General features: G+C 38.3%; 13 protein-coding genes. 6 read left to right on the top strand and 7 right to left on the bottom strand.

Annotated elements, in window-relative coordinates:
- Positions 1-110 precede the first annotated feature (110 nt).
- Entirely contained in the window at positions 111-1,892 is a 1,782-nt protein-coding gene (locus I4641_RS17615) for an alpha-amylase family glycosyl hydrolase (protein WP_229641892.1), read from the bottom strand.
- Between the two features lie 150 nt (positions 1,893-2,042).
- Between I4641_RS17615 and I4641_RS17610 the strand changes: the two genes are divergently transcribed.
- Together I4641_RS17610 and panD are read left to right on the top strand one after the other, a co-directional pair.
- Positions 2,043-3,221: a pyridoxal phosphate-dependent aminotransferase gene (locus tag I4641_RS17610; protein ID WP_229641891.1), complete on the top strand. Its 1,179-nt coding sequence runs from the start codon at positions 2,043-2,045 to the stop codon at positions 3,219-3,221.
- Between the two features lie 73 nt (positions 3,222-3,294).
- Positions 3,295-3,720: an aspartate 1-decarboxylase gene (gene panD / locus I4641_RS17605; RefSeq protein WP_229641890.1), complete on the top strand. Its 426-nt coding sequence runs from the start codon at positions 3,295-3,297 to the stop codon at positions 3,718-3,720.
- A 22-nt stretch (positions 3,721-3,742) separates the two neighbouring features.
- Here the strand turns inward: panD and I4641_RS17600 are convergent, their stop codons facing one another.
- The 3 genes from I4641_RS17600 to recR all read right to left on the bottom strand — a co-directional run bounded on the left by I4641_RS17600 (position 3,743) and on the right by recR (position 5,356).
- Positions 3,743-4,096: a UbiA family prenyltransferase gene (locus tag I4641_RS17600; RefSeq protein WP_229641889.1), complete on the bottom strand. Its 354-nt coding sequence runs from the start codon at positions 4,094-4,096 to the stop codon at positions 3,743-3,745.
- A 178-nt stretch (positions 4,097-4,274) separates the two neighbouring features.
- Positions 4,275-4,643, bottom strand: a complete 369-nt coding sequence (locus tag I4641_RS17595) for a phage holin family protein (protein WP_229641888.1) — start codon at positions 4,641-4,643, stop codon at positions 4,275-4,277.
- 119 nt (positions 4,644-4,762) lie between these two features.
- Positions 4,763-5,356 (bottom strand): recombination mediator RecR, encoded by a 594-nt coding sequence (recR, locus tag I4641_RS17590; RefSeq protein ID WP_229641894.1) that lies wholly within the window; start codon positions 5,354-5,356, stop codon positions 4,763-4,765.
- Between the two features lie 408 nt (positions 5,357-5,764).
- Here recR and I4641_RS17585 point away from each other — a divergent pair, with 408 nt between their 5' ends.
- Positions 5,765-5,932, top strand: a complete 168-nt coding sequence (locus I4641_RS17585; RefSeq protein WP_229641887.1) for a hypothetical protein — start codon at positions 5,765-5,767, stop codon at positions 5,930-5,932.
- Between the two features lie 103 nt (positions 5,933-6,035).
- Here the strand turns inward: I4641_RS17585 and ilvC are convergent, their stop codons facing one another.
- From ilvC to ubiE, 3 genes are all read right to left on the bottom strand, one after another.
- Positions 6,036-7,031, bottom strand: coding sequence for a ketol-acid reductoisomerase (gene ilvC, locus I4641_RS17580; protein ID WP_229641886.1), 996 nt, complete (start codon positions 7,029-7,031; stop codon positions 6,036-6,038).
- Between the two features lie 116 nt (positions 7,032-7,147).
- Complete coding sequence (locus tag I4641_RS17575; protein WP_369426827.1) at positions 7,148-8,398, bottom strand: DUF445 domain-containing protein; 1,251 nt, start codon at positions 8,396-8,398, stop codon at positions 7,148-7,150.
- A 38-nt stretch (positions 8,399-8,436) separates the two neighbouring features.
- A complete protein-coding gene (gene ubiE / locus I4641_RS17570) occupies positions 8,437-9,147 on the bottom strand; it encodes a bifunctional demethylmenaquinone methyltransferase/2-methoxy-6-polyprenyl-1,4-benzoquinol methylase UbiE (RefSeq protein ID WP_229641884.1) in 711 nt (236 codons plus the stop codon).
- A gap of 262 nt (positions 9,148-9,409) precedes the next feature.
- Here ubiE and I4641_RS17565 point away from each other — a divergent pair, with 262 nt between their 5' ends.
- From I4641_RS17565 to I4641_RS17555, 3 genes are all read left to right on the top strand, one after another.
- Positions 9,410-10,720, top strand: coding sequence for a protein kinase domain-containing protein (locus I4641_RS17565; RefSeq protein ID WP_229641883.1), 1,311 nt, complete (start codon positions 9,410-9,412; stop codon positions 10,718-10,720).
- A 94-nt stretch (positions 10,721-10,814) separates the two neighbouring features.
- Entirely contained in the window at positions 10,815-11,720 is a 906-nt protein-coding gene (locus tag I4641_RS17560; RefSeq protein WP_229641882.1) for a S1 family peptidase, read from the top strand.
- A 63-nt stretch (positions 11,721-11,783) separates the two neighbouring features.
- Complete coding sequence (locus I4641_RS17555; protein ID WP_229641881.1) at positions 11,784-12,518, top strand: hypothetical protein; 735 nt, start codon at positions 11,784-11,786, stop codon at positions 12,516-12,518.
- The last annotated feature ends 82 nt before the right edge of the window (positions 12,519-12,600 follow it).

The following is a 12,600-nucleotide window of genomic DNA, read 5'->3' as shown; positions in this document are numbered from 1 at the left end:
TTTTTCTTTCAATCTATCCCTGTCTATCTTTCAGCTACTTGTGTCAGGCAGTCAGCTAGTTAAGTACTTAGGCAAAATTAATCACATATTGTTGAATTAGGAAACAAGCCTCATATATCAAATTTGTTAGTAATCCAGGCGCATTGATAGGGTTGTAGTGTCAAACTATCGTTAATATCTTGAATGACTCCTCCACTGAGCAAATCTTGCCAAGGATCGATACAGATAAGATTGATATCAGATAGTAGTAATTCTTGAGAGCGATCGCTCAAATTACTAATACAAAAGATACTTTGGTCGCGGTGTATGCTTTGTCGCCAAAAAGCAAACAGGGCTTTATTCATTGGATGCAAAGTATATTGGGTAGCGTTGGGATGAAAAGCTGGTTGACGACGACGAATTTGAATCCGCCGAGACATTTCCCCCATCACAATAGTTTGATTTGAATTAGGATTATTGAGCTTTTGTTTTAACTCTTCGTAGTCCCATTTATAGCGATTAATCGAGCGATTTCGTCCTGTTTTTGCCATTCCTTCATAGTCATTGGGAGTCGCCAACAGACTGTGAATATAAAATGCGGGAACTCCCTCCACAGCCATCATAATTGTTTGAGAACACAAAAATCGCTCTATTTGCCATTCATCTTTCCCCTTGACAGTACCTTTGAGAGCATCAAACAAAGAGATATTAATTTCGTAAGGGCTTTGGGTACCATCAGGCTTACTCCTCATGCTAATTTTGCCTCCAAACTGTTCCATGGTTTCTAGCATGGCGTTATATTCATCTTCTAATAACAATCCTTCGGTGGGACGCAAACCAATACCATCATGGGAAGCAGTAAAATTAAAATAGGCACAACCCAATGGTGCGGGGGGCATACTCATCATCCAGGTTTTAAGATGATCTGATTTACCTTGTAGTAGAGCGTTAACCAGCAATGGTGGCAGACTAAAATTATAAATTAAATGGGCTTCATCGCGGTTGCCAAAATAACTTAAGTTTTCTCGGTTTGGAACATTCGTTTCGGTAATTAAAGCGGTATCAGGATTAATCATCTGGGTGATTTCCCGAAATAGCTTAATTAGGGCATGGGTTTGGGGTAGATGGATGCAAGAAGTACCTTCCTGTTTCCACAAAAAACCAACTGCATCTAGTCTGATATATTTAGCACCTTTTTGGATATAAAAAAGAATAATATTGATGATTTCTAACAAAACATCAGGATTGGTATAGTCTAGATCTACCTGATCGGCACTAAAAGTAGCCCAAACATACTTTTTACCTGCTGTAGTATCTATTTCTACTAATAGTGGACTGCTGCGGGGGCGTACTACCGCACTAAGATCGGTGGCTGGATCTGCTTCAATAAAATAATCGCATCCTGGCTTAATTCCTTGTTTAAACTGCTCGAACCACTCACTCTGGCTAGAAATGTGGTTTAGCACCAAATCTGCCATCAGGTCGAATTTTTCGGCAATTTTTTCAATATCTTGCCAATCTCCCAATTCTGGATCGACTTGCAGATAATCGATTACTGAAAACCCATCATCGGAACTGTAGGGACAAAACGGCAAAATATGAACCCCTGTAATCGTATCCTGAAGATGTTCTAGAAATCGCGCAAGGGTAACTAATGATTTTTCCTCAGCAGTGTAAACACTATCGCCGTAGGTAATCATCAAAACTTCGTTCTGACTCCATTTGTTCAAATTCTCAGCCAGAGAATCAGCCAAATGTTCTTGAATCAAGGCATATATTTGGGTTAAAAGTTGTTCGACTATGGGATCTGAATAAATTTTACTCAATAGTGGTTTAATCTTGGCTTCAAAATGCTTAAAGAATCGATCGCCTTGAGTTTTTTGTTCTCTGCTGGAATAGTGCTGTTTTTCCATAGATATATTACTGATAAATCATAAATCTTCTAAAAGTAACTAATCAGAATTTCTGAAATAAAAATGTTCTATAAGAGCTTTTTAAACCATACTGAAGCAAAATATAGGTAAAAACGAGCTTTCTCTACTAACTATTACCAGTAGTCTTTCATGTCATTTAATTCTGATAATTTGATCTCCCGTATGGATCGGGTGCAGTCTCCATTGATTCCTTTGGTGGGGAAATTAATTCAAAATAATCCTGGGACAATATCTTTAGGACAAGGAGTAGTCAATTATCCGCCACCAGAACAAGCGATCGCATCTTTACAATCTTTTTTGGCTGAGTCGAACAATCATTTATATCAAGGTGTTACGGGAATTGAACCTCTAAAAGCAGTCATTCAGGCAAAACTAGCCACAGACAATCAGATAGAAATCAATCACCAAAACTCGATTGTGGTGACAGCAGGTAGCAATATGGCATTTATGAATGCAATGCTAGCTATTACCAAGGCAGGAGATGAAATTATCCTGAATACGCCCTATTACTTTAATCATGAAATGGCGATCGCCATAGCGAACTGTTACCCTGTCTTGGTAAGCACAACTAAAGACTATCAGCTAGATATAAAAGCCCTCTCTCAAGCAATTACCCCCAAAACCAAAGCAATTGTCACTATTTCCCCCAATAATCCCACAGGAGCGGTATATTCTGCTGATAGCCTCCAAGGGGTAAACGATCTCTGTCGCGATCGAGGTATCTATCATATTAGCGACGAAGCCTATGAATATTTTACCTATGATGGAGCGAAACACTATTCTCCTGGCTCTTTTCCTCACAGTGAAGCCCATACTATTTCTTTGTTTAGTCTCTCCAAAGCCTATGGTTTTGCTAGTTGGCGGATTGGTTATATGGTCATTCCCCAGCATCTTTTAATGCCGATCGAAAAGGTACAAGATACAAACCTGATCTGTCCTCCCGTCGTTTCCCAATATGCAGCGATGGGTGCATTGAAAACGGGAATTGTTTATTGTCAGCAACACCTCCCACAAATTACTAGAGTTAGAGAGATTGTAGGCAACCAATTACGCTCTATCCCCCATCTTTGCCAGGTTTCTTCAGCTTCAGGTGCATTTTATTTCTTTTTAAAAATCAATACCAAGCTCGATGATTTAAAATTAGTCAAGCAGTTAGTCAAACAATATCGGGTAGCAGTGATTCCTGGTAGTACTTTTGGTATAGAAAATGGCTGTTATCTACGAGTAGCTTATGGTAGTTTGCAACCATCCACTGCCAAACTAGGAATTGAAAGATTGGTTATTGGTTTGCAAGATATCTGTTCGTAATTCTAGTTTATTCCTTGCTCAACAAAACCATAGATGAGTTTATGATAGAAATAGTTAGGTCAAAAGAGAATCAATGAGTCAAATTAAGTTAATGCACGCCAAGCTTCATCGCGTAACAGTAACAGAAGCTAATGTAAACTATGTTGGAAGTATTACTATTGACCAAGACTTAATGGATCGAGTTGGTATTCTTCCTTTAGAAGAAGTAGATGTCATCAACCTAGATAATGGCAAACGTTGGTCGACTTATGCGATCCCAGGAACGCCAGGAGAAGGAGGAATTTGTCCCAATGGTGGTGCAGCCTTGCTCTGCAAACCAAGAGATCTGTTGATTATTATTGCCTATGAATATCGCGATCGCACTTCTGTGATGCAAACAGGACATCAAGCTAAGGTAATAGTAGCTGACGAACACAACCATTGTCGGGAATATCTAGAACAAGACCTCGTTCCTCAAGGAAATAGTTTAAAATTCAAAACTTTTTTGGCTGATAATTAAGACACTTCATCAAGGAATTAATTCAATCATCCCTCAGAAAAATTTGATAGCCTACCGCAGCAATAATTCCTGTCATAATCAAATATGTGATCCACATTCCGACAAAAAAGCCGATTTTAATAATAGCAATGCCACCCACAACAAAACCAGCAAACTTAGCAAATTTAACTATTTTTTTGCCAAATTTCTGAATCGAACTATCAGAGGGGTTGTGCTTTTGAGTTCGATACATCTGAGGTTCGATGTCTACTTCTTGATGTTTTTGTTCTTGATATATTTCCGTTTCCATCTCTCGGAGTTTTAACTCCCTTTCCTTAGCTTGCAATTCTGCTTCGCGTAGGTTAAATTCTCTTTCTCGATCTTCTGGAGTAGTCATAAGTTTGAGGTTTATTACTAATCATTAACTATTAATTATTAATTGTCTAAAATCAAAAGTCAGCGATCGACAACACTTAATTATAAAATCAACGCAATTACGATTAAAAAAGGCGATCGCGTTAATGATGCGATCGCCTTCTATTTAAAATAGATATTATCAATGAAAAACTATAACTTTATCCAATAGCAGGTATCAAGCTAAATATAAGTTGATTAATGACAGTTAAAGCAAATGCACCAATTAAAGCACTCCAAATACCCCATTGCAGTCTAAAACCTTGGATTAACCAGGCAGACAAACCAAAGATAAAACCATTGATAACTAGAGTCAATAAACCTCTGAGAAAACCAAAAGTTACGAAGTTAAGCGGTGCAGCTAGCAAATCCAAGACGGGATGCAAAATAGCATTTAAAATGCCAAAAACTACTGCTGCAATTAAAGCCTTTTGAAAGCTTTCGATCTTAACTCCTGTAGGTAGCTTGGAGATAATAAAAAAAGCTACAGCACTTACCAAAAGAGACACGATTATGGCTACAATATTCATAATTTTTAATACTAAAGTTTTACTTGACATTAGATTACAACTAGAAGAATACATAATCCTATTTTCGCAACACAATCTTTATCTTTCTGCATGAGTATCTATAGATTGACTGTCTCTAGCTAATCAAGCTCTCTTCTTCCTTCTAATGCTCTGGCAAGGGTTACTTCATCGGCATATTCTAAATCTCCACCCATAGGTAAACCGAAGGCAATTCTAGTTACTTTGGTAAAGGGTCGCAGGAGTCCATTAATATATAGAGTTGTGGTTTCTCCTTCTACGCTCGGGCTAATCGCTAAAATTATCTCTTCTACTGACTCTTTGGTGACTCTACGTACTAACGCCTCTATATTAAGCTGTTCTGGCCCAATACCATCCATAGGTGAAATTACTCCTCCCAAAACATGATATAGCCCGCGGTATTCTCTTGTTTTTTCTAGAGCAATAACATCTCTGGAATCTCCTACCACACAAACTGTCGAGCGATCGCGATTTTGATTATTGCAGATAGAACATACTGGTTCGGCAGAAAGATGAAAGCATATCTTGCAGAAACCAACTTTTTGTTTGGCTGCGACCAAAGCTTGAGCTAAAGCCTGAACTTCTTTATCGGGACGTTTGATGAGGTGCAAAGCCAGTCTTTGGGCGGTTTTTGGTCCTATCCCTGGTAAAAGCTGTAACTGCTCTATTAAGCGGGCTAAAGGAGGCGTATAAATGGTTTACTTCCTCTCTATGTTCTGTAAGTTTTAGGAAAAACAATTATATCAAATCTTGGGAGAATACTAGGGCATGGATCGATTAATAGCACAATCGCATTGCTTCAATTAATACTTTTTCAATTAATACTTTATTTTAGTCCTTCAATTTGTCTTGATAGCAATTATCGAGTATCTACCAATACTTAGAGAAAATTTCATTAAAGATCTAGAGGGAATACGGAAGTTGTTTTATATTTATCCAATTAGAATAGGACTAGAATATACCTAGATTTATCATCTTTTTACACTTCAATTAATTTATTAATACTTAGAGAAGTAATATTCGAGCGAGAAACTAAGAGATATTCAACTAATAATACTTAAACGAGCAGAGCAATGCGTTGGAAGCTTTTTATAGAGTTTTGTTTGACTACATTAGTACTTTTTGTAGTGGCAGGAGATATCCTTTTACCTCAGCCTTATCGTAGTGAGAGTCAAAAATTGAAAACTAATATTAATCAATTCTTAGTAAGTCTATTTCCTAATAAAAAAACCATCGATCTAGAATCGATTATCGATGTTAATCCTGAGTAAATAATTATTTAGTTCAGTTATTTTGGGTATATTTTTCTATGCCACAAAAAAAGGAGAGCTAAACCTCCCCTCGATTAATTAATTAGTGATTTATCTTGAATAATTATTCGTTTTTGAGCCAGCTAAAGTGAGCGCGCACATCCTTACCAACTTCTTCAATAGGATGCTCTGATTCCAAACGGCGAGTGGCGGTAAATCCTGGTTTACCAGCTTGGTTTTCCAAAATGAAATCTCTGGCAAAATCACCTTGCTGAATCTCTCTAAGAATTTTCCGCATTTCCGCACGAGTCTGTTCGTTGACTATTCTTGGTCCGCGGGTATAGTCGCCATATTCAGCAGTAGTAGAAATACTGTCGCGCATCTTAGCCAAACCGCCCTCGACAATTAGATCGACGATTAGTTTAACTTCATGCAAACATTCAAAATAAGCAAGCTCTGGTTGATAACCAGCTTCAACTAAAGTTTCAAAACCTGTTTTGATTAAAGCACTCAAACCACCGCATAATACTGCTTGTTCCCCAAACAAATCGGTTTCAGTTTCTTCTCTAAAAGAAGTTTCCAAAATACCCGCTCTCGTACCGCCTACTCCTTTAGCATAAGCCATAGCGCGATCGCGGGCTTGACCAGTGGCATCTTGATAGATTGCGAACAAACAAGGTACGCCTTGTCCTTGAGTATAAGTACGTCTTACGAGGTGTCCTGGTCCCTTTGGTGCGACCATCATCACATCCACTGTGCTAGGAGGTACGATTTGACCGAAGTGAATATTGAACCCGTGAGCAAATGCCAAGATCTTACCGTCAGTTAGATGAGGTGCAATCTGTTCGGTATAAACTTGTTTTTGAACTTCATCTGGTAGCAAGATCATAATTAGATCTGCTGCTTTGGCTGCTTCGTCTACAGGATGAACGGTCAATCCATCTGCTTCTGCTTTGGCTTTTGATTTACTAGAAGGATATAAACCAACAATCACATTCACACCGCTATCTTTAAGATTCAGAGCGTGAGCGTGTCCCTGAGAGCCATAGCCGATAATGGCAACTGTTTTATCTTTTAACAGGTCGAGGTTGGCATCTTCATCGTAATACATCCGTGCCATAAGAATTTCTCTCTTTATCTTTAAATCTTGCTCGATTATTATAGTTTTTTATTGCCCTAGAGAAAATATTGTAAAGGCAATAAGTGTTATAGATTTTTTCTATAACTAATCAATCATCAATTAAAAAATAAAATAACCACCTGCAACAAACCGACAACAAAACCAAGTATCCCACCTAAATTGACGATCGCTTGCAATTCGCTTTTAACAATACCCTGTACTGCTGTTTCTAAATCTTCAGGAGAAGTAGCTGAAACTCGATCTATAATCACCTTGTCGATCGCCAAAATAGGAATAGCCTGGGCAACTAGTTGCTCTAAATCTCTTTCTAAATAACGATCCAAAACTAAAGCTAATTCTTGACTAATTACTTCTAAAGAGTCAGTAACCGTAGCAGAAGATTGCAAACGTTTTAAGATTAATACAGCTAAATTTTCCCATTCTACAGAATCTCCCAAACGAGCAATTACCCCGCCTCCTTCATCTTTAACATAGTTCCGTACCGCTTCTCGAACTGTTTTTCGTAGTTGCCTTACAGTGGAAACAGGCAAATTCTGTAACGAAAGATTAGTCAGCCAGTTTTTAATGCGATCGCGAATTTGTAGAGAATAAGTTAGCTCTTGCAATCTAGCATTAGTAATTTCTGGTTCGTCAAGACAAAAAGAACGCAGTCTAACTAAGCTATTACTCAAACCAAACAAATTGGCGACCACCCAATACGTGCCGCTAGTTTTTTCGCGAAAACCCTCATCAATGATTTGAATATTGCGATCGCTCAAAAAATCAATAATTGCCCTACGGATAGTATCGGGAGGAACTACCGCCCCCAACAACCAGTCGGCAAACTTCTTCCCCTGAGCATCTTTGAGTTTGAAGTTCAGCAGAATTTGATCGAAAATTTGGTTGATTTGAGCTTCTAAAAAATCTTCCCGTCGAGCTAACACTTTTAGTAATCTGGGTAAAGATTGACTAAACAAATCGTGCAAAATATTAGCCAAAATTTTCGCAGTTTTTTGCTCGCGATCGGCCTTTAATTGGTCTAAAGCCAATTTTAACAGCCAACCGATGGCACTTTCGATACGTTCGATTGCCAACAGCCTTTGAGCCAACTTTTGTAGCTCTCCAGGAGTCAACAACGAACCCATAATGGTGTCAGAAACCTTTTGAGCCAAACGTCCTTGATTGCTGGGAATTAAGCCAGGAGTAAAAGGTAATTTCCGTTTACCGATATAGATAGGCTTATAGGGGCGAAAGAGCATTTTGATAGCTATGTCGTTGGTGAAATAGCCAATGATGCTTCCCGCTACGGGGGGAACAAAAAATATCCAGAGATTCGTTAGTGCCAAAGCAGTATGTTGAATCGACAATAAAAAACGATCGGCAGAAACTTAATTCTATTCTTATTTTATTTCGTTAGAACTAATATCCCCATCATTCCACCCATCAATGGATAGTGAGTAGCTCGATCGAAACCTGCCGCTAGTGCAAGTTTAACCTGTTCTTTACCCGTAGGAAATCTTTCTACACTAGGATTGATATAAGCATATTCTTCTTTCATCCCCATATTTTCGGCGGTAGGAACGACTATACGATCTAGATACCATTGTTGAAATCCTTGCATGTAGGCTTCCTCGGGGCGATGGAAGTCTAATATTGCAGCTTTTGCCCCAGACTTGAGGACGCGATACAATTCCCTCATAGATAGGGGAATATTCGTTACATTACGTAATCCATAACCCATAGTGGCACAATCAAATTGATTTTCCTCAAAGGGTAAATCTAGAGCATCTCCTTCTAGCCATTCCATCGGAATACCAGGGCATTTAGTCATTTGTCGCGATCGCGCGATCGCCAATTGTTCGCAGGCAAAATCCAACCCCGTCACTTTCCCCGTATTGCCCACTTTTTTGGCTAATAATAAAGCTAAATCTCCACTACCACAGCAAATGTCGAGGGCATTATCTCCTGGTGTTGCTTCGCTCCATTTGACTGCCATAGACTTCCAAATTCGATGTTGTCCCAAACTAAGGCGATCGTTCAATTGATCGTAAACAGGGGCAATGCGATCGAAGATCGCTTTAATATTTGCTGCTGTGGGAGTAGGGGTTTTGGTCATTAATTTATGAGGAGAGGACTAATTTTATCAATCATAAAGCAGAGTTTTAATAAGAAATTATGCAGTCGCCAAATCTTAATGAAAGCGATCGATGATTACCAATTAAAATTTTCTTGTAATCGACACAGGGTAAACATTACAATCGCGTAAACATATTTAATAGTGTTTAACATAAAAAAAATAGGCAAATAAATTAGAATTATCGGCATATGTACGTAAAATGTATATGTAAGATAAAAATGTTCAAATAGAAGTATTAAATGTGAACTATCCATCAGAGATTCCGTCAGGTTCTTATGTAGATCGGCGTTATCAAGTCGTAAAAACTTTAGGACAGGGCGGTTTTGGACGCACGTATCTAGTAAAAGATGAAAGGCGTTTTGAAAAATATTGCGTACTCAAAGAATTTGTACCTCAAGCTAAAGATCAAGAGGCGATCGCAAAATCGAGAGAGCTATTTGAAAGGGAAGCAAAAGTTCTCAATCAACTAGAACATCGACAAATACCTAAATTCTTTGGCTGGTTTGAAGAAAACAATCGGCTGTTTTTGGTACAACAGTTTGTTGATGGCAAAACCTATGCCGATTTATTTGAAGAACGACAACAACAAAATCAAACTTTTACCGAAGCAGAAGTTACTCAATTATTAAAAGATCTATTACCAGTTTTACAATATATCCATAATAATCATATTATTCATCGAGATATTAGCCCCGACAACATCATGTTGTGCAGTAAGGAAGAAAAACCCATCTTGATTGATTTTGGGGTGGTTAATCAGCGTACTGCTACTCAAGTAGCTAGCGGTGCGATAACTGCGGGAACAACAGTCGGCAAACAATCCTTTTCTCCAGTAGAACAAATTGGTCGGGGAATTTGTTTTCCTAGCAGCGATATTTATGCCTTGGCTGTAACTGCAATGGTTTTGTTGACGGGCAAACAACCTAGAGATTTTTACGATAGCAGTAACGATAAGTTACAGTGGCGCAGATATACCAACGTCAGCGATAAGTTGGCTGACATCATCGATAAAATGTCCGCCGATGTGCATCGAGATCGCTATCAGTCTGCTCAAGAAGTACTAAACGAACTATCTCCCCCTATTCCCAATACCTATATCCCTCCCAAGCCAACTGAGATAGATCCTAATTTGCCACCTCGAAAAAAGTCTAGCAAGAATCCGATTGTTTTGGGCGGTTTGGGAGCTTTAGCTATAGTTGGCGGTTTGTTTTTTTTCTTGACTCCCAACATGAGCGGTGTCTGTAATACTTTGGGTAATTGTTCTTCAGATATTAAATTTAAAGCAGATTATGACGAAATAGTAGATCGAGCACAACCCATCTTAGCAGAAGCAGCTAATGATGAAAATTTGAACACTTACAATTGGCAAAAACTACAAAAGCTAAAAAGTCAGTTGGAAGATGTCACTCTAGATCTCGAAGCAATTCCCGACAGTGCCAACATCTACGACGAAGCAGAAGCAACCTTGGCAGATATAGAGGCTCAAGTTCTGCGAGTAGATGAAGCAATGAATCTCGATAATATGTTTGTCAATCCTCAAGTCAATAAATAAGAAAAGAAAGTGTATTATTTTCTTACTTTTATTTGAGAGATTTAAGATCGGTTTAAAGACTAACCATAGTAAAAATTACTTTCAATCTAGTTACATGAATTTTTATCCTTATATTTTTGGAGCTTCCTTAGTAACCGCGATCTCGGTTGCTCATCCTACAATGGTTTGGGCTTTAGAGCCTACTCAAATCAACGAAATTGCTACAAATATTACGGTTCGGATCGAAATAGATAATGGAGCAAATAAAGACCTTGGTTCGGGAGTTATTATTGCTAGAGATGATTATAGCTACCATGTTTTAACCGCCAAACACGTAGTTCAATATCTAGACTACGGATATACTATTTTTACTCCCGATGGGGATAGCTATGTTTTAGATAACAGCACGATAAGACATATTGATGGTATAGATTTGGCAGTGATTTCTTTCAAAAGCGATCGCGAGTATAAAACTGCCTTAATTGAAAATGTTGCCGAGCGAATTACCCCTGGAATGCCGATTTATGTCAACGGATTTCCTAAAGCAGGACAAGAAATACAGGGAGGGGCGCAATTTACCTCAGGTAGCCTGACTGGAATTAATTCTCAGCATCAAAGCGGTTACAATCTGGTTTATAGTAACTTTACTCGTGGAGGCATGAGTGGAGGGCCTGTTTTGAATGCTCAGGGCAAAGTTATTGGCATACATGGATTAGCGGAGCAAGAAGTTAAAGAACAAAACAACTGTGTTGCTGAAGAATCTGGAGAGGCTAGTATTCTACCACCAAAAGTAGGTTCGACGGGAAACGATACTAGTGGCAACTGTCAGCTAGCCAGCAATTCCCCTGAAAAAATAGACCTAAACTTGGGTATTTCAATTGTTACCTTTATTGAACGGGCAAGCAGCATTCGGATGGATCGGGCAATAGATACTACTATCATAAAGATACCTCGTCGCACTCCAACAGATTCCAATACTTCTGAAAATGGTACAGCTTGTTCTGGAGTGGTCTGCCAGTAGTATAATCTTAATATATTTTTTCTTAACCATTCAACTCTCTGATTAATAACAAGAATAAACTTGATGAATTTTTTTCATATCCGCCAATATTTACCAAGCAAAGCATTATTATTTATAATTTTTTTTGTTGGTCTAGCTTTGACGCAGTTAAAGCCTCAAATTACAACTGCTCAGGTAGTAGAAGAAACTCTAGATAAAGACGATTTGGTAATCGATTCTAGCTTGCCTTGGGGAATTAAAAGATGGCCCTATAGCAAGGTTATTGAAGTATTAGATTTATCTGCAAGTGCTTATGGCAGAATTGTGATCGATCGCTTTGGTATTGACGAAAGTTTATCCCCAATTAAACAACCTTTTAGCCGAACTAAACCAGGTAAATTAGTTTTTGCTTCTATCTGGGGAAGTAATTTGGATGGTTGTTATGTAGAAACTATCGTCCAAGCTGCTCCCAAGAATGATATTAATCCAGAAGAAACTTTACCAACTCTCTTAGAAATAGGAGTTGGTAACCGTATTGTGAAACTAACTCCACGAGTAACCAACCCTGAAATAATTAGTTATAGATACAGCTATCTAGGGGATGATAATTCTCAGCAAGAATCTATTTGGCACATGAACCATCGTATCTTCGATATAGATGCAGACGTAGCTAGTAAACTGATTAGCGCACCCGTAGAGAATGTTAAAGCGAGAATGCACTTTGGCAGTAAAACTGTTCCCTTTGAAATTGGGGTAGATACGGTAGAAAGATGGCAAGATATATTTTCTTTCAACTCTACCTGTAAGTATGTTCCTTAAAGAATTTAGCTAGTGAAAAAGGCTTACAAAACAAAAAAAGCGAAATTATTACCAATTCCGCTTTTTTTTGCTAGATTACTTC

Origin of the sequence: Waterburya agarophytonicola KI4, assembly GCF_020640915.1 — a bacterium.
Classification (GTDB): Bacteria; Cyanobacteriota; Cyanobacteriia; order Cyanobacteriales; family Xenococcaceae; genus Waterburya; species Waterburya agarophytonicola.
The sequence above is the reverse complement of the archived record's forward strand: the minus strand, read 5'-3'. Positions and strand labels throughout refer to the sequence as shown.

Coding starts and splice junctions, on each gene's coding strand:
- I4641_RS17615 (WP_229641892.1), bottom strand. CDS start 1,892: ATGGAAAAACAGCACTATTCCAGCAGAGAACAAAAAACTCAAGGCGAT.
- I4641_RS17610 (WP_229641891.1), top strand. CDS start 2,043: ATGTCATTTAATTCTGATAATTTGATCTCCCGTATGGATCGGGTGCAG.
- panD (WP_229641890.1), top strand. CDS start 3,295: ATGAGTCAAATTAAGTTAATGCACGCCAAGCTTCATCGCGTAACAGTA.
- I4641_RS17600 (WP_229641889.1), bottom strand. CDS start 4,096: ATGACTACTCCAGAAGATCGAGAAAGAGAATTTAACCTACGCGAAGCA.
- I4641_RS17595 (WP_229641888.1), bottom strand. CDS start 4,643: ATGAATATTGTAGCCATAATCGTGTCTCTTTTGGTAAGTGCTGTAGCT.
- ilvC (WP_229641886.1), bottom strand. CDS start 7,031: ATGGCACGGATGTATTACGATGAAGATGCCAACCTCGACCTGTTAAAA.
- ubiE (WP_229641884.1), bottom strand. CDS start 9,147: ATGACCAAAACCCCTACTCCCACAGCAGCAAATATTAAAGCGATCTTC.
- I4641_RS17560 (WP_229641882.1), top strand. CDS start 10,815: ATGAATTTTTATCCTTATATTTTTGGAGCTTCCTTAGTAACCGCGATC.
- I4641_RS17555 (WP_229641881.1), top strand. CDS start 11,784: ATGAATTTTTTTCATATCCGCCAATATTTACCAAGCAAAGCATTATTA.